The organism is Janthinobacterium silvisoli (assembly GCF_014200725.1).
Classification (GTDB): Bacteria; Pseudomonadota; Gammaproteobacteria; order Burkholderiales; family Burkholderiaceae_D; genus Janthinobacterium.
The window spans coordinates 290983-316229 of sequence record NZ_JACHCL010000002.1 but is presented as its reverse complement, the minus strand read 5'-3'; the positions used below and the strand labels follow the sequence as shown (position 1 = coordinate 316229).

Sequence of the window (25247 nt, the reverse complement as noted above, 5' to 3'; positions counted from 1 at the left end):
GGTATAAACGGTTGAAAATGGAGAATTGTCGATGTTCGGATTACTGAAAAAAAATACCGAGTCGCCGCCGGCCAGGTCTGGCCCTGGCCGCGATGAATCGGGCGACTTGCGGCTGATCAGCCAGATCGTCGATGGCGACCGGCGCGCCTTTGAAACCCTGTACCGGGCGTATTTTTCGCGGCTGGCGCGGTTTCTTGACCGCATGACGCACAATACGGCGCTGATCGAAGAAATCATCAACGATGTCATGCTGGTGGTGTGGCGCCGCGCCGACACGTTTGACCGCAGCTGCAAGCTGTCGACCTGGATCTTTGCCATCGCCTACCGCACGGCCTTGAAAGCGATACGGCATCGCGATGAACCTGTCGATGCCGACCCGGATTTGCTGCATGGCGACGCAATGCACGAGCCGGAAGCGACTTTCAGCCAGCAGCAATTGCAGCAGCGCGTGGCGCAGGCGCTGGATCTGCTGCCACTGGAACAGCGCATGGTGCTCAACCTGACGTATTACCATGGCATGGCATATGAAGAAATAGCAGGCATCATGGAATGCCCTGTGAACACCGTCAAGACGCGCATGTTCCATGCCCGGCGCCGCTTGAAAACCTTGCTGGCCGATACGGCGGAGTAAATCATGAAGACAGGAAAAATAGTGGAAATCGACGCCTCGACCCACCAGAAAGTACAAAAACTCTTGCCCTGGATGCTGGACGACACCCTGAGTGGCGCCGAACGCTTCATGGTGCGTGAACATCTGTTGCAGTGTGCCGAATGCCGCGCCGACCTCGATTGGCAGCGCCAGTTGCAATCCGCGCAGCCAGCGATGCAGGCGGAACCCGATGTGGAGCGCGCTTTCGCAGCGCTCAGTCCACGCCTGGAGCCGCGCAAGCGCGCCGCGCGTCCCAGGCAGGGCGTCGCTGCCTGGCTACTCGGTGCCTGGCACAACCTGCGGCAGTCGCAATGGCAGAGCTGGGCGATGGCGACGCAATGCGCGCTCATCGTCGGCCTGGGACTGCTTGTGCTCAAGTCACCCCCGGACGCGCCGGCGCAATTTCATGCGCTGTCGGCCGCACCGTCGGCAGCGGAAAGCGCGGCGGCTGCCGGTAATGTGATGGTGCTGTTCAAGCCGGAAACGCCTGAACGTGAACTGCGCCGCATCCTGCAGGCGCATGGCGCCCATATCGTCGATGGCCCGACCGTTACCGATGCCTATGTGTTGTACCTGCCGCCGGCGGGGCTCGATGCGGCGCTGGCTGCCTTGCGGCGCGAAGCAGCCGTGGCGCTGGCCGAACCGCTCGATGGTGGAGCAGGGCGGTGAGGCGCTTTGGTGGCTTGCTACTGGCGGCGCTGCTGGCCTGTACCGCGGCGACAACATCGGCGCAGTCACCGCCTGCGTCTGCACCCGGCGCGCAAGTGTCGGATGAACGCCAGGTGCTGGTGATGCTGCATTTGCCGGCGCCGCATTTCCGGCCTGATTCCGGCTATTCCGGCGCCTATACGGACAATGTCGGCCATGGTGCGCGGCGCCGCATCGCGGCTGAACTGGCGCAGCACCACGGTTTGACCCTGCTGTCGGACTGGCCCATGCCCGTGCTGGGCATCGATTGTTATGTGATGCAAGCACCGCCCGGCGTGGCGCGGCAGAGCGTGGTGGCGCAACTGGCGGCCGATCCGCGCGTGGAATGGGCGCAGCCCATGGCCAGTTTCAGTGCACTTGAAAGTGGCAGCGTTCGTGACCCTCTGTATGCCACCCAGCCAGCGGCGAAGTTCTGGCATATCGCCGAACTGCATGCGCACGCCACGGGCAGCCGGGTGCAGGTGGCGGTGATCGATAGCGGCGTCGAGAGCGACCATCCCGACCTGGCGGGACAGGTGGCGCTGCAAGAGAATTTTGTCGATGGTTCTGGCTATGCGGCGGAAAAGCATGGCACGGCGGTGGCGGGGATTATCGCCGCCAAGGCGGGCAACGGTATCGGCATCGAAGGCGTAGCGCCCGGTGCGCACTTGATGGCCTTGCGCGCCTGCTGGGAAGAAGCTGATCATGGCACGCGCTGTAACAGTTTTACCCTGGGCAAAGCCTTGAATTTCGCGCTGCTGCACAAGGCGCAGGTCATCAACATGAGCCTGGGCGGACCATCCGATATTTTAATGAAGCGCCTGGTCGATGTGGCCCTGGCACGTGGCGTGACGGTGGTGGCGGCCGTCGATCCGCAACTGCCGGGCGGCGGCTTCCCGGCCGCCTATCCTGGCGTGATCGCGGCCGCCAGTGACCATGCGCAGTCGTCGATTCCCGCACTGGTGGTGGCGCCAGGCCAGGATATTCCCACCACCGTGCCGGGCGGGCGCTGGGGACTGGTCAACGGCACCTCGTTTTCTGCCGCCCATGTCTCGGGCATGGCTGCCTTGCTGGCCGGCCTGCATCCGAACGTGCCCGTGAAACGCAGTGATTTTTTTGGGGGCAGCGCTCTGGCGGGCGGTATCGATGCCTGCGCCACGGTCTTGCACGCCATGCCGCACGCGGCTGGAGATTGCGCTTGCGCCTGCGCTCCCGTACTATCGTCCAAGGCGAACAAAACCACTGAATAAATGACCCCTGCCGTAGCACGCCGCAGCCTGGCGCTCCTGATGTTGTTACACTGCGGCGGCGCCTTGGCGCAGCTGAGCACCACTGCATCCATCGTCTCCGATTACCGCGCGCGCGGCGTCTCGCTCAGCGATGGACAGCCCGCGCCGCAACTGACCATCAATTACGATCATCCGCAGGGCTGGTACCTGGGCGGCTTCGCCAGCAGGGTCAACTTGCGCGGCGTGGAAGACAGCACCCAGCTGGTTACCTATGCCGGTTATGCGCACTTGCTCAGCCCCGGCCTGAGCTGGGAGGCGGGCGCCAGCAAGTCTTTCTTCCAGCGCGGTGCAAAATATGAATATGCCGAAAGCTTTATCGGCCTGGCCACGGAAAACCTCAGCGGCCGCCTGTCGTACGCACCCCATTATTTTGGCAAGAAGGATGGCTCGCTGTATGGTGAATTGAATGGCAATGTACCGTTGAACGACAGCGTGCGCCTGGTCGCCCATCTCGGCTTGCTGCATTCCCCGTCGCCGCAGGGGATCGCCTTGCCCACGCCAACCTACCGGGCCGACCTGCGCCTGGGTCTGAATGTCGATATCGACTCCTGGAAGCTGCAGCTGGCCTGGCTGGCGGCGCAAAAGAAGCATCCGGCCTATGTGTACCGCGATGGAGGCAGTCCGCAGACCTGGGTAAGTAGTATCGGGTATGAATTCTAAAATAATTTGAAAATTTTGCGTTTGGCTTAAACCTTTTTTCTCCAGATCGGCATAGACGGTGGCAAGTTCCCCTACCTACCGAGCAAAGAGAGAAAAACATGAACGCACAACTGAACACAAAACGTATCGCTGGCTTGTTGACGGCGGCTGGCCTGGCATCGACCCTGGTTGCCTGCGGCGGTGGCGGCTACAACTCTTCGAACCCGCCGGCGCCTGTCGTGCCGGCAGCGCCTGCCGTGGGCGCCATCTTCGCCGCCAAGGCGCTGGTATCGGATATCGCCGGCGTGGCGCCGACCACCGACGCTAACCTGATCAATGCCTGGGGCCTGGTTTTCAATCCGACAGGCGCTTCGTGGATCGCCAACGCCGGCACCTCGACCTCGACCCTGTATGACGGCAACGGCGTCAAGCAAAGCCTGGTGGTCAGTGTCAACCCAGGCGCGCTGGGCGCGGCCAAGCCGACCGGTATCGTTTTTACCGGTAGCGCGACCGACTTCAAGATCAGCTCCGGCGGCGCGACTGGCCCCAGCCGTTTCATCTTTTCTGGCCAGGCTGGCACCATCGCCGCCTGGGCGCCCACCGTCGATGGCACGCATGCCTTGACCGTCGTCGACAATGGCGCCAGCGGCGCCGTCTACAAGGGCCTGGCGATTGCCAACGCGAATGGCGCCAACCTGATTTACGCGACCGATTTCAAGAACAACCATATCGACGTGTTCGACGCAAACTTCAAGCCTGTTACCCTGGCGGCAGGCTTCAAGGACCCTGCCGTACCTGCCGGTTACGCGCCGTATGGTATCCAGGCGGTCGGCAGCAGCATTTTTGTCAGCTATGCCCAGCAGGACGCGACGGGCAAGATCCAGGTGAAGGGTGCAGGCCTGGGCATGGTCAGCCAGTTCGATACCAGCGGCACCTTGATCAAGGACCTGGTAATGCCAGGCGGCGTGCTGAACGCACCATGGGGCCTGGCGGTGGCGCCGGCCAACTTCGGCACCTTCAGCAATAATCTCTTGGTGGGCAATTTCGGCGATGGCAAGATCAACGCCTTTGACGTCACTACCGGCAAGCTGCTGGGCACCGTCAGCGACAGCACCGGCGCGCCGCTGGTGATCGATGGCTTGTGGGCGCTGCAGTTCGGTAACGGTGTGTTGAGCCAGCCGACCAACACCTTGTTTTACACGGCTGGCCCGCAAGGCACGACGCACGGCCAGTACGGCCGTGTCGATTTCGTGAAGTAAAACCTTAGTGCGCTGCGAATCCAGAGTGGAATTGCAGCGCCGCCAGGTTGGCGTAGATGCCACCCAGCGCCACCAGCGTAGCATGGGTGCCCGTCTCGACGATCTGGCCATCTTCCATCACGACGATGCGGTCGGCGCGCTGCACGGTCGCCAGGCGGTGCGCGATGATGACGGTGGTACGGCCTACCATGGCCGCTTCCAGCGCCGATTGCACCAGGCGTTCCGATTCCGCGTCCAGTGCGCTGGTAGCTTCATCGAGCAGCAGCAGCGGTGGATTTTTCAGCAGGGCGCGGGCGATGGCGATGCGCTGGCGCTGGCCGCCAGACAGGCGCACGCCACGCTCACCGAGGAACGATTTATAGCCGTTCGGCAGGCGTTCGATAAATTCGTGGGCGGCCGCCATTTTCGCGGCAGCGATGACTTCCGCATCGCTGGCGCCGGCGCGGCCATAGCGGATATTTTCCATCGCGTCGGCCGAGAAAATCACTGTATCTTGCGGCACGATGCCGATGGCGTCGCGCAGGGTATGCAAATCGAGCTGCTTGATATCGACGCCATCGAGGCGGATATTGCCGCTCTGGGGATCGTAAAAGCGCAGGAACAGCTGGAACAGGGTAGTCTTGCCGGCGCCGGAAGGGCCCACCACGGCCACCGTTTCGCCGGGCTTGATGTCGAGGCTGACATGGCTCAGGGATGGCGTATCGGGACGTGACGGATAGTTGAACGAGATATCGTTCAGGCTCAGGGCAGCACCATTGGCGGCGCGCGGCGGCAGGGCCAAAGGCGAGGCAGGCGATTGAATCTCGGACTTGACGGCCATCAGTTCCAGCAAGCGTTCGGTGGCGCCGGCGGCACGCTGCGCTTCGCCCATTACTTCCGACAGGGCGCCGATGGCGCCGGCCAGGATGGATGCATACAGGATGAACTGGCCAAGTTCGCCGCCCGTCATCGAGCCTTCCAGCACGGCGCGTGCGCCCAGCCACAACACGAACACGATGCTGCCGAACACCAGCAAGATGGCGATCATGGTCAGCACGGCGCGCGCGCGGATGCGGCGCATGGCGGTAGTAAACGCGCTTTCCACGGAGTCGCCAAAGCGCGACGATTCAATTTTCTCGTGCGTAAACGCTTGCACGGTTGGCATGGCGTTGAGGATTTCACCAGCCATGGCCGAAGCGTCGGCGATGCGGTCTTGCGAATCGCGCGACAGCTTGCGCACCTTGCGGCCAAACACCACGATGGGCACGATGACCAGCACCAGTAAGCCAATGATGATGCCCGACAGTTTAGGGCTGGTGACGAACAGCATTACCAGGCCACCCACGAACAGCAGCACATTACGCAGCGCCATCGAGATGCTGGTGCCCACCACCGCCTGGATCAGGGTGGTGTCGGTAGTGATGCGCGACAGGACTTCGCCCGTTTGCGTCGTTTCGAAAAATTCGGGACTTTGCGTGACCACATGGCGGTACACGGCGCTGCGGATATCGGCCGTGACCCGTTCGCCCAGCCACGACACCATGTAGAAACGCGCCGCCGTGGCCAGCGCCAGGATGGACGCCACGCCGAACAGGGCCAGGAACACCAGGTCTACATGCTGTATGCTTTTCGAGCCGGCCGCGCCGCCGAAACCCAGGTCGATCATCTGCTTGAACGCGGCGGGAATGGCCAGGGTGGACGCGGCGGCCACCACCAGCGCGATACCGGCCAGGAAGAACTGCTTGCGGTAAGGTGTCAGGAAGGGCAGCAAGCCCTTGAGGGCTGCCAGGCTGCCTTTTTTCAGTTCGCGGCTGGTGCTTGCATCGGAAGGCGACGTTGCTGCAGGAGCGTTATTGGTGTTGCTAGTATCTGTACTGGTTGTCATTGGTTTCCGCTTTGATGGTCTTGTTGCGTCGTTCTTGTTCAGTATTGCTTATAACTTCATCGGCTGCACATAGCCCGTCATTTCCAGGTAGGCGCGGCCCGCCGGCTGGCCGTCGCGCTGCACCGTCACGGCGCCTTCCCAGTAGACGGCGCCCGTCGAACGGCGCGAATCGAGTTCCTGGTCGGCCTGCAGTGGCGTGATCTGCCAGCGCGTAGCTCCCGTGCGTATCTCTGTGGCGACCGGGTATTCGGCTTGCGTGCGCGGCGAACGCCACAGCTGCGTCGGTGTGAAAACGACATCGTCGGGGCCAAACTGCGTGACCTTGCCCGATGGATCGCGCCATGCCGCGTGCGCCCATAGTTTAGCACCTGCCTTGCTGCGTATCTGGAAGGCCATCAGGGCGCCGCCGTCGTCGAGGTTAGCGCCTATCCAGTTCCAGCCGCTGGCGTTCGCGTCGAGCACCTGGCTGGACCATTCATGATCGAGCCAGGTTTTCCCCGTCACCGCTTCCGGCTTGCCGCCCACGCGCGTGATGGCGCCTGTGGTGCGCAATTGCGGTTCGCTGTAGTAATAGCTGGCCTGCGCAGGCAAGGCGCCCTTGCGCGAATAACCGCCTTCACCTTGCAGCAGCACGGGCTGGGTCGGCGCCAGCTGCAGCTGCAGCTGAAAATCGCGCGCCGCCACGGTGACCTGATATGTACCGTCGGCCTGGCGCAGCATGCGCCAGTCGTCCAGCTTCACATCGGTATTGCCGACCTTGGCGTAAGCCAGGCCAAAACCTTCGCGCGCGCTTCTTTCATCGTGCAGCAGCTTGCCAACCGATGTATCGGATAGCGCCGCGTGGCCGATGATCAGCTGTTTGGGCGCAAACGCGCTGGGGTTGTCGGTATCGGTCGCGGTGGCGCTGCGAAAGAAGGTAACTTGATAACCGAGCTGTTTGCCAGCCGCTGTCGTGACCCAGCCTGTGGCATACCACCATTCGGTCTTGTAGGCCGGGTGGGCGCCGAAATCGTGTGGCATCTTTAAAGTTTGGCCTGCCGGCAGCGCTGTGACGGGCGCAAAGGCGGGCGGCGCCGCGAATGCAGAAGCGCAGCAGCATAATAAAAGCAGGGTCATGCGGCGCATTACCAATCCTCCCTGACGGCGCGGATAGGACCGCCCGATAAGGCCTGGCGGCCTGAAACGAGGGCCGTGGCGGCGGCAGCGAGCAGCAAGGTGCCGGCCACGGTGGCGATCAAGGGCCATGGCAAATGCAGCTGCATGGTCCAGTGGAACGATTGCGGGTTGACGATGAAGACCAGCACAAAGCTGATCAACAGCCCCAGCACGAAGCCGGTGGCGATGCCCAGGCCAGTCAAGGCGCCGCCTTCCAGCGCTAAAATGCCCAGTATCTGGCTGCGCGTCACGCCCACGTGGCGCAGCATGCCGAATTCGCGCGCCCGCGCCAGGGTCTGCGCCGAAAAGGTAGCAGCTACGCCGAACAGGCCGATCACGATGGCGATGGCTTCGAGCAGATAGGTAACGGCGAAGCTGCGGTCAAAAATCTGCAAGCTGAGGGCGCGGATTTCCGACGGCGCCGACACTTCCAAGGTGGCGCCGAAAGGCAGATGCTTGAGGCGTTCCTGCAAGTCGGCGGTCGACACGCCCTTGTCCAGCCACAGGGCGGCGTCGCTGACATCGAGGTCGCCCGTCAGTGCGCGGTAATCGGGCAAAGGCATCTGGATAGAGCCGCTGGAACGGGCATAGTCGCGCCAGATGCCGGCAATGAAGAAGTCGTGCAAGCCGCCTGCCAGCGGCAGCGAGATGGTTTCGCCGGGCTTGCGGCGATACAGGTCGGCCGCCGCTTCGGACAGCCATACGGGCCGGCTGCCCATTGGCACCGCCAGCGAGTCGCCGACCAGCACCATGCTCTTGCCCGGTTCCTGCAGGTTGATCGGGCGCGCCAGCAGTACCACGTTGGGCCGGTCAGCGGCGAGGGAGAGCGAGCGGGTACGCAGGAATTCCGCCTTGGCCACGCCAGGCAGGGAAGTGATGGATGCCTGCTCGCGCGGGTTCAGGCCCGCAGTGCTGCCGCTGGCCGAGGTGCGCGCATACAGGTCGGCCGGAAGGATTTGCAGCAGCCAGTCATCGACCGAAATGCGGAAACTTGACACCATGATGGCCATCGCCACCATCAGGCTAAAGCTGGACAATACGCCGCCGAGCGCGATGCCAGCCTGGCCCGAGGCGTTGGCCAGGCGTGCAAAAGTCAGGCTCAGTACGGGCGAGCGTGCGCTGATGGCCGTGCGCAGCCAGACCCGGTGCACGGTGCGAAAGACGATGGCCGCCAGTTGCGGCATCAAGGCGATGGCGCCGATCAAGAGCAGGGCGATTGACAGGTAGCCGAACAGCGGCAGTTCCAGCACAGGCGGCAGCCGCGTGAGCACACCGGCAAGTAGCAAACAAGCCAGCGCTGGCCAGGTCTTGGCCAAACGCGTCGTCACCGCTTCTTCGCTGCCCGACTTCAGGGCGATGGCGGGAGCGGCGCGCGCTGCTTCCAATGCGGGCGCGGCGCAGCCCAGCAAGGCCACCCCCAGGCCCAGCGCGAAATACACGCCGGCGGCGACGGGCGTAAATTGCACTTGCGGCTGTACGCCGGCGAAGTAGCCGGCGCCCAGGTCGCCGCCAAAAAAACGCAGGGCCAGGGCCGCCAGCGCATAACCACCGGCGATACCGGCTGCTGCGCCCACCACGCCCAGGCTGGTCCCTTCGAGCAGTACCTGGCGCAGCAGCTGGCCCCGTTCCATGCCCAGCACGCGCAGCAGTGCGAACTGGCTGCGGCGGCGGATCACGGACAGCGCCTGCGTGGAAAAGACCAGAAAAGCGCCCGTAAACAGGGCGACCAGGGCCAGCACCGTCAGGTTGACCCGGTAGGCACGGCTCAGGTTATTGTTGCGGCTATTCTGGTTTTCATCATTGGGCTGGCCCACGCGGAAGCGCCCCGGATAATCGTGTTCCAAATCGCGCGCCAGCGCTGCTTCAAAGGCGTCGCGGTTGACGCCATTACGCAACTTTAAATCCACGCGCGACAGCTTGCCCAGTTTGTTAAAACGCCATTGGGCCGCGCCGAGGTCCATCACGGCGATGCGCTGGCCAGCCCGCGCGCGCTGCAGCGAGCCGGCCACGCGCAGCGTGACTTTGCCGGTGCCCGATTGCAGGGCCAGGGTGCCGCCCTGGGCTACGTCCAGCCATTGCAGGGCGGCTGGTGACGGGAAGATGGCGTCGTCGGCCAGGGTGTCGAACACCTGGCCATCGGCCGGCGCACCGATCAGGTCGGGCGAAATGAAACCGGCGCGGAACACGTCGAGCGCCAGGATATGCAGGGCGCCGGGATTGCTTGCGCCCACCACGCCTGCCTGCAATTCCAGTATGGGCGAAGCCACGGCCACGCCGTCGCGCTGTGCCAGCCACGGGTAGATGGCTTCGTCAAACAGCGCTTCACGGCCGGCTACCTGTACGTCCGCCTGGCCGGACAGGCTTTTGACGGCCGTGGAAAATTCATTGAAGGCGGCCGCGTTGATCAGATGGATGGCAAAACCCAGCGCCACGCCGATGGCGATCGCCAAAATGGCGACCAGCGCGCGCACGGGGTGGGAGCGCCATTCGCCGAGCAGCAGCCAGCGCGCCAGCAGCCGCTGCGATGCAGGGATGTTGATCTGGGACTGCTTCAATTCGGGCATGCCGCAGCCAGTTTTTCAGCGGCACGGTGCGCCCGCACTTGCGCCGCATCGCGGGTTTTATCATTGGCGGCGGCCGCGTCTTCGGCTGCCCATTTCTGGTCCAGGCGCAGCTGGGCGCAGTGTTTTTCGCGCGCTTCCAGCTGATTGCTGCCCCGCGCGCGCGCCGCGTCTTCGCGCTGTTCCTGCTGCTTGCGCACGAATTCCAGCTGGCTGGCGACACGGTCCTGGCGTGTGGCGGCGCCCTTGTCGACGGCGGGCGGTGGCTCGGGCACGGCGAGGATTTGCAGCTGGCCGGCTGCGCACGGTGTTTCGCTATAGCTGGTCTGGCCATCCTTCACGCATTTGTAAACGGTTTGCGCGCTGGCAGAACCTGCGGCCAGCAAAGCGACGACGCTCAGCAAGATGGATGGTTTCATAATATCTTCCCCGGATTCATGATGCCTTGCGGGTCCAGCGCCTGCTTGATGGCGCGCATCAGCTGCAATTCCAGCGGCGATTTATAGCGCGCCAAGTCATCCTTTTTCAGCGCGCCGATGCCGTGTTCGGCCGAAATCGAACCGCCAAAGCCATCGACCTGGTCATGCACGATGCGGTTGATGGCGTCCTGGTTGGCCAGGAAATCCGTGTCTGTCATGCCCGCTGGCGGCGCCACGTTGTAATGCAGGTTGCCATCGCCCAGGTGGCCGAAGCACACCAGCTGGCAGCCGTGGAACGCTGTTTCCAGCGCCACGTCGGTGACGGCGATGAAGTCGGCGATGCAGGAAATCGGCAGCGAGATATCGTGCTTGATGTTCTTGCCCGCCTGCGCCTGCGCCAGCGGTATATGTTCGCGCAACTGCCACAAGCCTTCCGATTGGGCCACTGAACTGGCGACGACGGCGTCTTCGATCAATTCCTCTTCCAAGGCTGCGCCTATGCTCGCTTCCAGCAGTTCCACGGCGTGCGCCTCGGACTGGCTGCTCGACAATTCGAGCAAGACATACTGGCCGTAAGGAGTAGAAAACGGGCGCGGTAACTGGGGGAACTGCTCGGCCACCAGTTGCAGGCAGTAGCGCGACATCAGCTCAAAGCCGGTCAGGCTGGCGCCGCAATGGTCTTGCATCAGGCTTAACAGGCGCAGCGCATGCGCAGGCGTCTGCATTGCGGCCAGCGCCGTGATGCAGGCTTTCGGCTGCGGATACAGCTTCATCACGGCGCCCGTGATCACGCCCAAAGTGCCCTCGGCGCCGATATACAGGTCGCGCAAATCGTAGCCCGTATTATCCTTGCGCAGTCCGCGCAAGCCGCTCCAGATTTCGCCCTGCGGCGTGACCACTTCCAGGCCCAGGCACAGTTCGCGCGTATTCCCGTAACGCAGCACGGCCGTGCCGCCCGCATTGGTGGCCAGGTTGCCACCGATGGTGCAACTGCCTTCGGCCGCCAGCGACAGCGGGAACAGGCAGTTGGCGGCGCTGGCCGCTTCCTGGATGGTTTGCAGGATGCAGCCCGCGTCGACGGTGATGGTGCGGTTGACGGGGTCGAGTGCGCGGATGCGATTCAGGCGCGCCAGTGACAGCACCACGGCCGTGCCGGCGGCGTCCGGAATACTGCCCAGCACCAGGCCCGTATTGCCGCCTTGCGGCACCACGGGGATGGACCACTGCGTGCAGGTCCGCAGCACGGCGGCCACCTGTTCGGTGGAAGCGGGGCGCAGCACGGCCAGCGCCTTGCCCGTAAAACGGTCGCGCCAGTCGGTCAGGAACGGCGCCATGCCGGCGGCGTCCGTCAGCACATAGCTGTCGCCCAGCAGCTCGCGGCAGGTGTCCAAAAAAGGGGTTTGATCGCTCATTTCGTGGGATTCACTTTCGCTAGCAGTTCCTTGGCCATGCGCTTGGCGGCCTGTTTATACGGACGCAGATACAGAACGGCGCAGAAAAAATACACGCAGACGATGGCCGCTTCGCCCCAGGCCATGAGCGCCGAATGGGCTTGCGTGTCACTATAGCCGCGCACTACGCCTTCCGTGAAATACAGCAGGATCACCATCGACGACCATTGCAGGGTATAGACGTCGCGCTTGATCACGCCATACAGGGGGATCAATAGTGGCACGGCTTTCAGCGCGACCCAGGAGCCGCCCGGATGCAAGGGCGCCACCAGCATTTCCCACAACAGGCACCAGACGATCAGCGCGGCCAGGCTGGCGATGGCGCCCCAGTGAAAATACTTGTGCAGGGCGCCGTGCATCAGGCGCCTGCCAGCTTGACGGCGTTTTCGGCCAGGCGGCGTCCCAGGGCCAGGGCCAGGCGTTTTTCATCGTCGCTGATGGCCTTGTCGCCATCGATTCCCGACCAGTGGGTGGCGCCGTAAGGCGAGCCGCCGGTGGACGTGGTCATCAGTTCCGGGTTCGTGTAGGGCAGGCCCATGACCAGCATGCCATGGTGGAAGAGCGGGATCATCATCGACAGCAGGGTCGATTCCTGGCCGCCGTGCAGGCTGCCGGTGGAGGTGAACACGCAGGCTGGCTTGCCGGCCAGGCTGCCGGCCAGCCAGTCGCTGGCCGTGCCATCCCAGAAGTACTTCATGGAGGCCGCCATATTGCCGAAGCGCGTGGGCGAACCCAGGGCCAGGCCCGCGCATTCCTGCAGGTCGTCCAGTTCCACGTAGGGCGCACCATCGGGCGGCACTTGCGGGGCGGTCGCTTCAGCCACGCTGGAGACAGCGGACACGGTGCGCAGGCGCGCATCGCAACCGGGCACGCTTTCCACCCCCTGGGCGATCAGTTCGGCCAGCTGGCGCGTGGCGCCATGGCGTGAATAAAACAATACGAGAATAATCAGATTGGTTGGCTTCATCATTGGTATTATAGGGCGCTTTACAGCCTGATACGACTGCTGTCATGGCGCTATTCTGATTTGATACATGTTTTCCAAATATATACAGCCCTTCTTCGTTTACCTGTTCCGTACCGCCAGCGTCGGGATCGACGTCGTGCGCGGCATGAGCTGGTCCGAAACACGCGAACTGGTGCAGTTTGCGCGCCGCCGCGTGCGCGAGGAAAGCCTGCCGCAAGTGGCGGGCAGCCTCACCTTTGCCACCGTGTTTGCGCTGGTGCCGCTGCTGACCCTGGCGCTGGCGATCTTCACCACGTTCCCCCTGTTTAATACCTTCCGCCATGCGCTGGAAGATTATTTCGTGCAAAGCGTGATGCCAAAGGGGATTTCGAACACCATTCTCGATTACCTGACCACCTTTGCCTCGAAGGCCACGCGGCTGTCGGCCATCGGTGCGGGTGCGCTGATTTTTACGTCGGTGACGATGATGGGCCTGATCGAGCGCGTCTTCAACCGTATCTGGCGGGTCAAGCAGGAGCGCCGCTGGAGCAAGCGTTTGCTGGTCTACTGGGCCATCGTGACGGTGGGCCCGCTGCTGGTGGGCGTGTCGCTGACGGTCACCTCGCGTGTCTTCATCGCCACCAGCGGCCTGGTGGGCGCCGTGCCTTTCCTGGGGGCCGTGTTTTATACCTTGGTATCGATCGGCCTGACCATGCTGGCCTTCACCTTGCTGTATATCTCTGTCCCTAACCGCGACGTCGATTGGCGCGACGCGGCCTGGGGCGGTTTGCTGGCCGCACTGGCCTTCGAGGTGGCCAAGCGCGGTTTCGGTGAATTCATCCAGGAGTTTCCAAGCTATTCGCGCATCTATGGCGCGCTTGCCGCGTTACCCCTGTTTCTGGTGTGGATTTACCTGAGCTGGATGATCACGCTGGTGGGCGCCTTGCTGGTAGCCGCCTTGCCGGTCGTGAAATACGAGCGCTGGTGGTATGAGGCGGCGCCCGGCAGCGAATTTGTCGATGCCGTGGCCGTGCTGAAAGTGCTGCACGTGGCTTGCCACTGCGCCGATACGGCGCTGGTGGGCGCGTCCGAAATCCGCCGCAGCACGCGTTTGGGCTTCGAGGAAATGGAAAACCTGCTCGACAAGATGGTGGTGCAAGGCTGGGTGGGCCGGGTCAATGTGGAAGGCCCCGTGCGGGTACAGTGGGGCAAGCGCGTGGCCAGCAATGCTGATCACTGGGTCTTGCTGGGCAACGTCAACCGGATTACCCTGGCCGACGTCTACCGCCTGTTCGTGTTTGGCGGCATGCGCGTCAACTCCGGTTACCCGGCCGGTTCCACCAATGAGCGCGACCTGAAGGCGGCCGAAGACGCGGCAGCGCTGGCGGCGCAAGTGGAGGGCGCGGTGGAAGAAGGCCTGGGCATGACCCTGGCCCAGCATTTTGGGGAAGTGCGCTGTTCGTGATGGCGAATCAGGGGTTGAGCCGGTCGTAAAGCAGGCTATCGAGGCTGCCCGTCAGCGTGTTGCCATCTTCGTCTAGCAGCGTGTAATCCTGCTGGCTGTCACCGAGCGAGGCGCTGCCTTCGATACCGCATACCAGCTGATAAGTGCATTCATCGATTGCCAGCTTGATCATTGCCAGCACTTGCGCACGCTGGCCATCGGCCAGTTCCAGTCCATCGAGCATGGCGCCCAGCCGGGTTTGCCCCTGCCGTCCCTGTGCATACAAGGCCAGCAACGACGCATTGGAGGCGACGACATCATCGATAAATTTTTTCGCTTGCATGGTTACCTTGTCATGAAATGCGGCCACTGCCGGGTGGTCAAACTCATAGCAGCACGGGCCGCAAGGCAGCCTGTAGCGCTACCTTGCTGAACGCCGCCGCGTCCTGCCCACGCACGACACCCAGATAATACGTATCTTCGCCGCCGTGCATATTCACCAGCCTCAAGCCGTGGGGCGCCAGGTGGCGGGCGATGGCAGCCAGACCGGCGTCCATGTTGTCGCCATCTTCCCGGTCTACCCATTGGAAATCGTGCAGGGCTGGTAAATCGATATGCTGGCCGATGCGGGCTACTTCATCGATCGCTTTCCAGTCCAGGGTAGTGCCGTGGCCCAGTACATGGGCGGCCGTGGACCAGAGCAGGAAGAAGCAGGCGGCCTCAATCGTCGCACCTTCATATTCTTCGTGCGGGTCGTCTTCCGCCAGCTCTTCCAGCGTGATATCAACGCAGCGCTGCGCCAATTCCCTGTCGCCTTGCAGCAGCAGGGCGGCCATGGCAAACAATTGTTCGCGGCCGGCCTGCTGCAGGATCTGGGTCGGCGTGTAGCTGTTTTTCGGCGCGGCCTTTTGCCGACTTAAGCCCATGGCTGCGCTGAGCTGGGCCGTGATGTCCGCCTTGAACGCTTCCACGGTACCGTGCTGCTGCAGCAAGGCGCCCGTGAAATCCATGCTCCAGGCCCAACCATCTTTGATCACATATAAAAAATCGTCTTGCACTACCACCCCGCGCAGGTGGTGCGCGGGCGGGTACTGGGGTGTGAACACCTGTTTGCCATCGAGGCTCAGCATGCAGGCCAGCCCTTGCGCATCGGTGGCGTAAATCAGATTCTTGCGCACTTTCGGTGGCGACGAGGTCGTGGCGCAATCGATTTCGCTGTACTGGCAGGGCGCCACCAGTTCGCCTTTGAGATTGGCCAGGCCAAACAGGAAACGGCCATCGATGCGCTGGCTGACGATGGCGAGCTTTTTCTTGGTGCCGAAATTCTGCACGGAGAAAAATTGCGGCGGCAGCAGCACAGCGCCGTTGACGTCCATCACGCCGCAGACATTGCGCTCATCTTCATCGTTGCTTTGGCGTTCGAAGTCGAGAAGTCCATCGTCGCGCTGGCAGAAATTGTCCACGCCATCGAGCAGCAGCGCGCCATCGGGCAGGCGCAGCAGGGAGCTGGCGCCATCGGGCAGCACCCGCTGCAGCAAGTGGGGGCTGATCACATACAGGGCGCCAGGAGCAGGCGGAAAGACGATGACGCCGTTCAAATCCATCACGCCATGTGCTTCGCCGAAGGCAAAGGTGATCCAGCCATCGCCGGCGTGATAGGTATCGAGTCCGGTGGCGCCCAGCGACAGCGGGGCGATCCAGCGGCCGTAGGGCGTGACCAGGCCATGCTGTCCATCGGGGCCCTTGACCGCATAGCACAGCGCATCTTCCACCCATTCCAGCCCTTCCAGCCCTTGGTCTTGCAGGAAGGGCAGTTCGTCTACGTCACTTTCCTCGATTTCCATCAGCTGCGCGCTGGCGCTGGCCGACCAGTAGCCAAGTTCTGGCATCCGTAGTAGGGGCGCCAGCACCTGGCGGTCGCCGCGCAGCAGGGCTGCGTGCAGCTGCTGTGCTTCCTCGCGCAGCGCTTGCAGCGCGCCAGCATATTCAGCGGTGCCGATATCGTGGTTGATCAGTTGTACGCCATCGAGCACCAGCCAGGACTGGCCGCCCGCCAGCAAGTCGCTGATGGCGGGTGATTTGGGCAACTCCATCAAGGCGCATAGTGCTTGCCAGCTCGCTTGCGCCTGGGCCATGGGCGCGGCCAGTACGCACTCTGTCTCTACACCATCGCCATAGATGGGCCAGGCGATGGCTTGTGTGCTGCTGCCGGCCAGCAGCTTGAACAGCATCGGTATATGGTGGCGCCATTCGGCCAGGCCGGTGATGGCTTGCGTGTCAAAAGCGGGGTGGCCGGGAAGGGTGTCGGTGCTGAACAAGGCTGCGGTTGGTATCATCGGTACGAATCAAAGTCAGGATGTGGCAAAAGAAAATAATGCATCAAGTACGGCGTCGGGTTGTTCAGCCATCAATTCATGGCCGCTGTCGACCATCACCAGCTTGCCGTGTGCGATGGTCGATGTCAGCAGCTTGGTCGATTTCGGCGGCGTCATCATGTCGCGTGCGCCAAAGATAAACAGGGTGGGACAGCGTACGGCAGCGGCGGCCAGTTCGCCATTCGCGTAAGCGTTGCAGGCGTAAAAATCCGTGTAAAAGACTTGCTGCGGATTGATGGCAGAGATACGCTGCTTGAGGCGCCGCGCGCCGCCCATGGCGTAAAAGCCGGGGCCGGGAAATGACGGCTTTTGTGCGATCGACGAGTGCGACCAGATATTGACCATGTCGATGGCGGCCTGCTCATCATTACGTGCCGTTTCCAGCAGCGCTGGCGACACTTTCATCGGGTAGGTGGAGCCCAGCAGCGCCAGATGGCTGACGCGCTGCGGCGCCTGGAAAGCCGCTTCCAGCGCGATCAAGGAACCCATGCTGTGGCCGGCCAGCATGGCTTGCTCCACGCCGGCCGCGTCCAGCACGGCCAGCAGCCAGTGCGCCAGTGCTTCTACGCTGGTTTTCGCTTCGCCCTGGCTGCGTCCATGGCCCGGCAAGTCCACTGCCAGCACATTCCAGCCGTGATGGGCGAAATAGCGGGTTTGCAAGGCCCAGACGGAATGGTCGTTTTGCGCGCCGTGGATAAACACGGCCGTCGGCTGGGCTGGATGGAAGGTTTTGCCGCCGGTGTAGCAATAGGCGCTGTTGTTGTCTACGGTGAATAACATCTCAGGCGCCTTTCTGCGATTGTTTCAAGCCATGGGCCAGGTCCTCGATCAGGTCGTCCGCGTCTTCCAGTCCCACCGACAAGCGCATGGTGCCTTGTCTGATGCCGGCCAGTGCCAGTTGATCGTTGGGCACCCTGAAATGCGTGGTGGAGGCAGGGTGGATCACCAGCGACTTGGCGTCGCCCACATTGGCCAGGTGCGAGAAAATCTTCAGGCTGTCGACAAAGCGCTGGCCCGCCGCGCGGTCGCCGCGCAGGTTGAAGGTGAAGACGGCGCCTGCGCCCTTGGGCAGCAGGGTCTTGGCCAGGGCATGGTCGGGATGCGAGTCCAGCTCGGGATACGACACCGATTCCACGGCCGGATGCGACAGCAGCCATTGCACGATCTTGCGCGTATTGGCCACGTGGCGGTCCATGCGCAAGCCCAGGGTTTCGATGCCCTGCAAGACAGCGAAGGCATTGTGCGGGCTCATGACGGCGCCGAAATCGCGCAAGCCTTCACGCCGCGCACGCAGGGCAAACGGCGCCACCGTGGATTCCTCGGCAAACACCATGCCGTGAAAACCGTCGTATGGTTCGCACAGTTCGGCGTAGCGCCCCGTCCTGTCGTAGGCCGCTTGCCAGTCAAAGGTGCCGCCATCGACCAGCAAGCCGCCGATGGCCGTGCCGTGGCCGCACAAGAATTTCGTCGCCGAGTGGAATACCAGGTCGGCGCCATGTTCGAAGGGGCGCAGCAGATAGGGCGTGGTGAAAGTGGCGTCCACCATCAGCGGCAAAAAGTGTTCGTGGGCGATGGCGGCGATTTGCGGGATATTGAGCACATCGAGGCCAGGATTGCCCAGCGTTTCGGCGAACAGCACCTTGGTATTGGGGCGGATGGCGCTGGACCAGGCGTCCGCATCGCGCGGGTCGACAAAGGTCGTCTCGATGCCGAAGCGTTTTAATGTGTAAGCCAGTAGATTGTGCGAACCGCCATACAGGGCCCGTGAGGCAACGATATGGGAACCGGCGCCGGCGATGGTGGAGAGTCCCAGATGCATGGCCGCCTGGCCGCTGGCCGTGGCGATGCCAGCCACGCCGCCTTCCAGCGCGGCGATGCGTTCTTCCAGCACCGCGTTGGTGGGGTTGGAAATGCGGCTGTACACATGGCCGGCCCGCTCCATATTAAATAGCGAGGCGGCATGGTCCGAGCTTTTGAAGGCAAACGAGGACGTGAAATGGATGGGTGTGGCGCGCGCACCGGTAGCCGGATCGGGCGCGGCGCCTGCATGCAGCGACAAGGTGTCAAAACCGGGGTATTTCGGACCGCTCATGGTGTCTCCGCCAATTATTATAGTGGCCAGATCGTACCCGGATTTGCGGCGGAGTAACAGGGCTGGCGTGCAGGGCGCATGGGCGCGTTTTTTCAAACGCTGAAAAATGTTTACGGCGGGATGCTGTGGCGGTGATACGATGGCATGTCAGCGATATTCAGGCTGAGTCATCGTCCGCGCGCGTGCGCCGCGAGGTGGCCAGCGGCATTCCATGAAATCCTGGGCTGTAGACGCACTCATGCACTTCCACCAGGAAAGATCTTATGCCCGCAATATCGTTCGACGGCGCATTTGCCGTGCCCGCACTGTCGCCTGCCGAGGGCTTGCGCCATGCCGGCTGGTGCATGCAAGACCATTTTCTGCCTGCCGGTTTGACTGCGCAACTGGCGGCGGAATCTCTGTCAGCCATGCGCAGCGGCCAGATGAAGGGCGCCGGCGTGGGCAGCGGCCATGCGCCGCTGCTGCAACCCGACATACGTGGCGACCATATCCAATGGCTGGAAGCGGGCAGGTCCGGGGCCGTCGACCGCTATCTGGCCAGCATGGAAGCGCTGCGCCAGCAACTGAACCGCGAACTGTTCCTGGGGCTGGATGAATACGAAAGCCATTTCGCCCTGTATGCGCCGGGCGCTTTTTACCGGGCGCATCTGGATCGTTTCCGCGACGACGACAAGCGCACTGTGTCCGTCGTGATCTACCTCAATGCCGACTGGCTGCCCGAACATGGCGGGGCGCTGCGCTTGCATCCGGAAGGCGAGTCTTGCATCGATATCTTGCCTGAAGCGGGCAGGATGGCGCTGTTTTTGTCGGGCGAGATGTTGCATGAAGTGTTGCCCACGGCGCGCGAAAGATTATCGATTGCTGGCTGGTTCCGCCGCCGCGCTTAGGTAAGGAATCCCTTGATTTGATTGCGCGCAAGGCTGGATTTTTTGATGGGCATAGGCTACAGTCGGTGTAAGGGCTTAAAATAACTAAAATACCACTCACGCGGACAGGAAGGCCATCATGAAAGTATCTGAAATTCTCCAAGTCAAGGGCAACATTCTTTACACGGTCACGCCTGACCATCCCTTGCTTGACGCGGCCAATACCATGGCTGAAAAAGACATCGGTTCGCTGGTGGTCATGGAATTTGGCGACCTGGTCGGCATGCTGACCTTCCGCGAAGTGCTGGTGGCGCTGCACGAAAACGCGGGCCAGCTCGGTAGCGGCACCGTGCGCAAGCACATGGATGACCACCCGATTACCGTCACGCCAGACACGGAAGTGAACGAAGTGCGCCGCATCATGCTGGAAAAGCATGCGCGCTACCTGCCCGTCATGAACGCCAAGACCCTGCTGGGCGTGATCTCGTTTTACGACGTGGCACGCGCCGTGCTGGAAGCGCAAAGCTTTGAAAACCAGATGCTCAAGGCGTATATCCGCGACTGGCCGGCTGAAACAGCGGACTGAACTTTACGATTGCCCCAGATGACAAAAAGCCAGCATTGATGCTGGCTTTTTTGCACGCTGGTCACTTTTATTTTTCTTCCGGCGTTTCCGTGACTGTTTCTGTTACTTGTTCTGTCACCTCGACCGTGCCATAAAACTTGACGCCCAGGTGGATGCGCTCGCGGCCCATGGCCACGCGGTGTTCATTCGTGTCGCGCAGCGAATAGACGCAGCCGCAATACTCTTGCTGGTAAAAATTCTCACGCTTGCTGATTTCGATCATGCGGGCCGAGCCGCCGCCTTTGCGCCAGTTATATTCCCAGTACAGCATGCCGGGGTAGTGGCTGGCCGCGCGCACGCCGCTGCCATTGATCTGCTTCATATCTTTCCAACGGGAAATACCCAATGAACTGGTAATTACGGGAAAACCGTGTTCATGGGCATACAGGGCCGTGCGTTCGAAGCGCATGTCGAAGCACATGGTGCAGCGGCGGCCCCGTTCCGGATCGTTTTCCATGCCCTTGGCGCGCGCAAACCAGTTGTCGCGGTCGTAATCGGCATCGATGAACGGGATATTGAACTTTTCGGCAAAGCGGATATTTTCTTCCTTGCGCAGCTCATATTCCTTGAACGGATGAATATTCGGGTTATAAAAGAAGATCGTGAAGTCGATGCCCGACGCCACCATGGCTTCCATTACTTCGCCCGAGCACGGTGCGCAGCACGAGTGCAGCAGCACCTTGTTATTGCCACCAGGCCAGGCCAGTTTTTCGCGTGTGTATTCTTGTTCCATGATGCTATTCCGTCAAGAGAGGGCGGACGCTTGACCGGTCTGGCGCGCCACGTCGATAAAAGATTGCAAGTATTCCATGTCGTGGCCATTTGCCACGATTTGCCGTCATAGGCAGGATATCGTTGGTTTCGATGCTTGCTTTTGGGTGTGCAAGGGAGCCGGGCGCCCAAACTGGCAAACTGGTATTGCTGTTTCAGTTCACATGAATTTAAATAATGGATATTTTGGATTTCACCATTATTGTATATGGATTGCATCGTCTGTGATGCTGTTTATGGTAGTGTTTATAGACACTAATGACTTGCATTTTCATAAGCCATCCTCTGCCCGTATCGGCGCGTGTTGCAGCGATTCAGGCCGCGCCCTGCAGCGCTTCTTCCGTCAGCCATTTGCCCAGCGCGCTGGCCGTCATCGGGCGGGCGAACAGGAAACCCTGGGCCATGGGGCAGCCCAGCGCCTGCAGGATTTGCGCCTGCCGCTCATCTTCCACCCCTTCGGCGATCACGGCCAGGCCCAGGTTGCGGCCCAGCTGGATGACCATTTCAGCGATGCTGCTGCCGCGCGCCGAACCGGTGATTTCAGTGACGAAGGCGCGGTCGATCTTCAGGCGGTCCACCTGCAGGCGCTGCAGATAGGACAGAGATGAAAAGCCGGTGCCGAAATCGTCGATGGCGATGCTCACGCCCGTCTGCTTGATTTGCCACAGCATCTTGATCAGCAGGTCGGGTTCTTCCATGGCCATCGATTCGGTGATTTCCAGCTCGATGAATTCGGGCGGCGCCTGGGTTTCCTCCAGCGCCAGGCGCAGCATTTCCAGGAACAGCGGGTGGCGGAACTGCACTTGCGACACATTGACCGACATGACGAAATTGCGGTGGCCCTCGGCGCGCAGCCGCACCAGTTCACGGCATGCCGTGCGCAGCACCCATTCGCCCATTTCGATGATCATGCCCGAATATTCGGCAATCGGAATGAAGCGGTCGGGCGAGATGAACTTGCCATCCGGCGTTTGCCAGCGCAGCAGCGCTTCGGCGCCCACGGCGCGACGGGTGGACAGGTCGATCTGCGGCTGGTAGACCACAAACAGCTGGCTCTGGCTGAAGGCGGTGCGCAGTGCATGCATCATGCGCACGCGCTCGCGGATTTCGATGCCCATGCTGCGCGAAAAATAAAAATGGCCGGCGCGCTGCTGGCTCTTGGCACGCTTCAGCGCGATATCGGCATCTTTCAAGGCATCGGCGCCCGTGCCCGCATGCTCGCCCAGGCGTACCAGGCCCAGGGTGGCCGATACCTGCACGTCCTGGCCATCGATGCTGAACGGCGTCTGGAACAACGCCAGGATATTGGCCGGGTTTACCTGCGACGAGTCGCCCAGCACGCTGAAGATATCGCCGCCCAGGCGCGCCACCGTCAGTTGTCCGCCCAGCTGGGTTTGCAGCCGGCCTGCCACGGCGAGCAGCAGCAAGTCGCCAAATTGATGGCCCAGCGCGTCGTTTGTTTCGGCAAAGTGGTCGAGGTCGACCAGCGACAGGGTGGCTTCGTCGCGCGCTGGGCCGGCCAGCGCCGCGTCGAGGATTTCCACCAGGCGCGTGCGGTTCGGCAGCTTCGATAGTTGGTCGTAGAAGGCCGCGTTATGCAGGTGCGTGACCAGTTCGACGTTGTCGAGTCCCACTGCCACGTTGCTGCAAAATACTTCGAGCAGGCTTTCATCGATGGCGGTGAGGGGCCGCGGCAGCAGCAAGAAGGCGGCTGCATCGCGGCTCGATTTTCCGGCAAAGTACAAGGTGACGTAATCGTGGGCGTACACATTGCGCCGCTGGACCAGCGTTTGCTCGATGGCGTGCGCCACGCGGGCATTGTCGATCTTGCACAAGGCGCTGTGCGGCAGACTGGAAAAGATGCCGGCGCAGGCGCAGACGACCAGCTGCTTGCTGCCATCGTCGAGCATATCCTGCACGCACAGCACGCCGTCGGCGCGGATGCCCAGCAAGTCGGCGATCTGCGCCAGCGCGCCAGCCGAGAAATTCTGCACGCCGTGCAGCGCCATCAACTGCGTGCTGGCGTGGACGATCTGGTCCAGGCCGCGCCGGCTGCTGCTGATCGCCCGTATCTGCTCATACGAGCGGATGGCCGCCGTGACGGTGGTAAACAGCTTGATGCGCGTCAGTTCGGACTTGGTCTTGTAGTCGTTGATGTCAAAATCGCGGATGGCGTCGATTTCCGGCGCATAACCGGGCTGGCCGGTGCGCAGGATGATGCGCACATCGGTCATTTTCAGGGTTTCGCGGATGTAGCGCACCAGGTGCAGGCCCGCGTCATCCTGTTCCATCACCACGTCGAGCAGAATGACGGCGATATCGGTTTCGTGCTTGAGCTGTTCGCGCGCCTGCGCCGCCGAATAGGCGTGCACGAACTCCAGCGGGCGGTGCTGCATTTCCAGGTTGCCGAGGGCAAAAGTGGTGGTGGAGTGGACGTCTTCATCGTCGTCGATGATCATCACTCGCCAGACGCTGCGCAGTGCGGGTGCCGGTGGCGGCGCTGCTTGCTCATCGAGGAATACCAGGTCGTCGTGATCGTCCTTGTTGGCATCAAGGGGCATGATCGGTTCAGGCATGTAGTAGCTCTCCAGGATGACTTGATATTTTTTGCGAGTGCGTCAGAAATGTCCATGGCGTTGTTGCACCGCCTTGGCCTGGACATTTCTGATGTGCTCTCGGCGCATATCAAAAATCAAAAAAAATTCAGAACCTTCTCTGGCCATTTTTGATGCACCTTTGCTGCATGCCCCGATAAAAGCCGCATGTCGGGGATGTTGTTATACGCTCTCATTCAAGTATATAGCGATTTAATAAGCACTATGCTTTTTTAAATCTATGCCGTGGGGCAATATTTTTGCGCTGGCATAAATACAACTGTGATAGCGGAATTTCGATATTTTTAAGGCAATGATTCTTCAATTTGCCTGCAACATGCTGTAGAGAATATGGGGATAGCGGTCTGGCGCACCTTGCGGGCTGGTAGAATTGGGTTTTCCAGTCTTCTTTTTTCCTATTATGTCCGGCAATTCATTTGGCAAGCTGTTTACTGTTACCACTTTCGGCGAATCGCATGGCCCGGCCATCGGCTGCGTGATCGACGGCTGCCCACCGGGCCTGGTCTTGTCGGAAGCCGATATCCAGCCTGAACTGGACCGCCGCAAACCGGGTACTTCACGCCATGTGACGCAGCGCCAGGAATCCGATACGGTCGAGATACTGTCGGGTGTATACCAGGGCGTGACGACCGGTACGCCGATCGCGCTGCTGATCCGTAATGAAGACCAGCGCAGCAAGGATTACGGCAATATCGCGGAAAGCTTCCGCCCCGGTCATGCAGACTATACCTATTGGCATAAATATGGCGTACGCGATCCGCGCGGCGGCGGCCGCTCGTCGGCGCGCCTGACGGCGCCCGTGGTGGGCGCGGCGGCGATCGCCAAGAAATGGCTGCTGCAGCAGTACGGCACGACTTTCAAGGGCTGCATGAGCCAGCTGGGCGATATTCCCGTGCCGTTTGAATCCTGGGAGCATGTACACGCCAATCCTTTCTTTGCAGCCAGTAGCGACGCCGGCCTGATCGCGCGCATGGAAGCGGCGATGGACCAGCTGCGCCGCGACGGCGATTCCATCGGCGCCCGCATTGACGTAATTGCGCAAAACGTGCCGGTCGGCCTGGGCCAGCCCATCTATGACAAGCTGGACGCTGATATCGCCTACGCCATGATGGGCATCAACGCCGTCAAGGGTGTGGAAATCGGCGCCGGTTTTGATTCCGTGGCGCAAAAGGGCTCGGAACATGGCGATGAACTGACGCCGGACGGTTTTATCGGCAACAACGCCGGTGGCGTGCTGGGAGGTATTTCTACCGGGCAAGATATCAGCGTGTCGATCGCCATCAAGCCCACCTCGTCGATCCGCACGCCGCGCCGTTCGATCGATAAAGAGGGTAATCCCGTGATGGTGGAAACCTTCGGCCGCCACGACCCGTGTGTCGGCATCCGCGCCACGCCGATCGCCGAAGCCATGCTGGCCCTGGTGCTGATCGACCACGCACTGATGCACCGCGCGCAGTGCGGTGATGTAACGGTGAATACGCCGAAGCTGAAGTAATGTAAGTTCGTCGGATTACGCGCGGTCAAGCCGCGCTAATCCGAC

Annotated in this window: 22 protein-coding genes; 9 read left to right on the top strand and 13 right to left on the bottom strand. The window is 61.7% G+C overall.

Annotated elements, in window-relative coordinates:
• The first annotated feature begins 31 nt into the window (after nt 1–31).
• The 5 genes from HDE75_RS11590 to HDE75_RS11570 all read left to right on the top strand — a co-directional run bounded on the left by HDE75_RS11590 (nt 32) and on the right by HDE75_RS11570 (nt 4523).
• Nucleotides 32–631: an RNA polymerase sigma factor gene (locus HDE75_RS11590; protein WP_183677540.1), complete on the top strand. Its 600-nt coding sequence runs from the start codon at nt 32–34 to the stop codon at nt 629–631.
• A gap of 3 nt (nt 632–634) precedes the next feature.
• Nucleotides 635–1318, top strand: a complete 684-nt coding sequence (locus HDE75_RS11585; protein WP_183677542.1) for a zf-HC2 domain-containing protein — start codon at nt 635–637, stop codon at nt 1316–1318.
• Nucleotides 1315–2586, top strand: a complete 1272-nt coding sequence (locus tag HDE75_RS11580; protein WP_311735103.1) for a S8 family peptidase — start codon at nt 1315–1317, stop codon at nt 2584–2586. The genes HDE75_RS11585 and HDE75_RS11580 overlap by 4 nt, the downstream gene beginning before the upstream one ends.
• A 39-nt stretch (nt 2587–2625) precedes the next feature.
• Nucleotides 2626–3285 carry a TorF family putative porin gene (locus HDE75_RS11575; RefSeq protein WP_183677543.1) on the top strand — a complete coding sequence of 220 codons (660 nt, stop codon included), beginning with the start codon at nt 2626–2628 and terminating at the stop codon, nt 3283–3285.
• A 98-nt stretch (nt 3286–3383) separates the two neighbouring features.
• Nucleotides 3384–4523, top strand: a complete 1140-nt coding sequence (locus tag HDE75_RS11570) for a TIGR03118 family protein (protein WP_183677545.1) — start codon at nt 3384–3386, stop codon at nt 4521–4523.
• A gap of 4 nt (nt 4524–4527) precedes the next feature.
• Here the strand turns inward: HDE75_RS11570 and HDE75_RS11565 are convergent, their stop codons facing one another.
• The 7 genes from HDE75_RS11565 to wrbA are packed head-to-tail and all read right to left on the bottom strand — an operon-like array spanning nt 4528 to nt 12940.
• The gene (locus HDE75_RS11565) at nt 4528–6387 is read right to left on the bottom strand and encodes an ABC transporter transmembrane domain-containing protein (RefSeq protein ID WP_183677547.1); all 1860 of its coding nucleotides are present in this window, start codon (nt 6385–6387) and stop codon (nt 4528–4530) included.
• Nucleotides 6388–6435: 48 nt separating this feature from the next.
• Nucleotides 6436–7512 (bottom strand): lipocalin-like domain-containing protein, encoded by a 1077-nt coding sequence (locus HDE75_RS11560; RefSeq protein ID WP_183677549.1) that lies wholly within the window; start codon nt 7510–7512, stop codon nt 6436–6438.
• Complete coding sequence (locus HDE75_RS11555; protein ID WP_183677550.1) at nt 7512–10106, bottom strand: ABC transporter permease; 2595 nt, start codon at nt 10104–10106, stop codon at nt 7512–7514. Before HDE75_RS11555 ends, HDE75_RS11560 begins: the two co-directional genes overlap by 1 nt.
• Nucleotides 10094–10522: a DUF4124 domain-containing protein gene (locus tag HDE75_RS11550; protein ID WP_183677552.1), complete on the bottom strand. Its 429-nt coding sequence runs from the start codon at nt 10520–10522 to the stop codon at nt 10094–10096. Before HDE75_RS11550 ends, HDE75_RS11555 begins: the two co-directional genes overlap by 13 nt.
• A complete protein-coding gene (locus HDE75_RS11545) occupies nt 10519–11934 on the bottom strand; it encodes an FAD-binding oxidoreductase (RefSeq protein ID WP_183677554.1) in 1416 nt (471 codons plus the stop codon). Before HDE75_RS11545 ends, HDE75_RS11550 begins: the two co-directional genes overlap by 4 nt.
• The gene (locus HDE75_RS11540; protein ID WP_183677556.1) at nt 11931–12332 is read right to left on the bottom strand and encodes a DUF2069 domain-containing protein; all 402 of its coding nucleotides are present in this window, start codon (nt 12330–12332) and stop codon (nt 11931–11933) included. Before HDE75_RS11540 ends, HDE75_RS11545 begins: the two co-directional genes overlap by 4 nt.
• Nucleotides 12332–12940, bottom strand: a complete 609-nt coding sequence (gene wrbA / locus HDE75_RS11535) for an NAD(P)H:quinone oxidoreductase (protein WP_183677558.1) — start codon at nt 12938–12940, stop codon at nt 12332–12334. The genes HDE75_RS11540 and wrbA overlap by 1 nt, the downstream gene beginning before the upstream one ends.
• A 67-nt stretch (nt 12941–13007) precedes the next feature.
• Here wrbA and HDE75_RS11530 point away from each other — a divergent pair, with 67 nt between their 5' ends.
• The gene (locus tag HDE75_RS11530) at nt 13008–14384 is read left to right on the top strand and encodes a YihY family inner membrane protein (protein WP_183677560.1); all 1377 of its coding nucleotides are present in this window, start codon (nt 13008–13010) and stop codon (nt 14382–14384) included.
• Nucleotides 14385–14391: 7 nt separating this feature from the next.
• On the opposite strand, the gene HDE75_RS11525 is transcribed toward HDE75_RS11530, so the two are convergent.
• The 4 genes from HDE75_RS11525 to HDE75_RS11510 are packed head-to-tail and all read right to left on the bottom strand — an operon-like array spanning nt 14392 to nt 18830.
• The gene (locus HDE75_RS11525; protein ID WP_183677561.1) at nt 14392–14706 is read right to left on the bottom strand and encodes a hypothetical protein; all 315 of its coding nucleotides are present in this window, start codon (nt 14704–14706) and stop codon (nt 14392–14394) included.
• Nucleotides 14707–14749: 43 nt separating this feature from the next.
• Nucleotides 14750–16699, bottom strand: a complete 1950-nt coding sequence (locus HDE75_RS11520; RefSeq protein WP_183677564.1) for a DUF6630 family protein — start codon at nt 16697–16699, stop codon at nt 14750–14752.
• A 15-nt stretch (nt 16700–16714) separates the two neighbouring features.
• Complete coding sequence (locus HDE75_RS11515; RefSeq protein WP_183677566.1) at nt 16715–17518, bottom strand: alpha/beta fold hydrolase; 804 nt, start codon at nt 17516–17518, stop codon at nt 16715–16717.
• A 1-nt stretch (nt 17519) separates the two neighbouring features.
• A complete protein-coding gene (locus HDE75_RS11510) occupies nt 17520–18830 on the bottom strand; it encodes an O-acetylhomoserine aminocarboxypropyltransferase (protein ID WP_183677568.1) in 1311 nt (436 codons plus the stop codon).
• A gap of 263 nt (nt 18831–19093) precedes the next feature.
• Here HDE75_RS11510 and HDE75_RS11505 point away from each other — a divergent pair, with 263 nt between their 5' ends.
• A complete protein-coding gene (locus HDE75_RS11505; protein ID WP_183677570.1) occupies nt 19094–19717 on the top strand; it encodes a 2OG-Fe(II) oxygenase in 624 nt (207 codons plus the stop codon).
• Nucleotides 19718–19835: 118 nt separating this feature from the next.
• Entirely contained in the window at nt 19836–20282 is a 447-nt protein-coding gene (locus tag HDE75_RS11500) for a CBS domain-containing protein (protein ID WP_183677572.1), read from the top strand.
• 67 nt (nt 20283–20349) lie between these two features.
• Here the strand turns inward: HDE75_RS11500 and HDE75_RS11495 are convergent, their stop codons facing one another.
• Both HDE75_RS11495 and HDE75_RS11490 read right to left on the bottom strand, forming a co-directional pair.
• Nucleotides 20350–21054: an epoxyqueuosine reductase QueH gene (locus HDE75_RS11495; protein ID WP_183677574.1), complete on the bottom strand. Its 705-nt coding sequence runs from the start codon at nt 21052–21054 to the stop codon at nt 20350–20352.
• Nucleotides 21055–21406: 352 nt separating this feature from the next.
• Nucleotides 21407–23668: a putative bifunctional diguanylate cyclase/phosphodiesterase gene (locus tag HDE75_RS11490; protein WP_183677576.1), complete on the bottom strand. Its 2262-nt coding sequence runs from the start codon at nt 23666–23668 to the stop codon at nt 21407–21409.
• A gap of 439 nt (nt 23669–24107) precedes the next feature.
• Between HDE75_RS11490 and aroC the strand changes: the two genes are divergently transcribed.
• Nucleotides 24108–25202 (top strand): chorismate synthase, encoded by a 1095-nt coding sequence (gene aroC, locus HDE75_RS11485; RefSeq protein ID WP_183677578.1) that lies wholly within the window; start codon nt 24108–24110, stop codon nt 25200–25202.
• Nucleotides 25203–25247 lie beyond the last annotated feature (45 nt).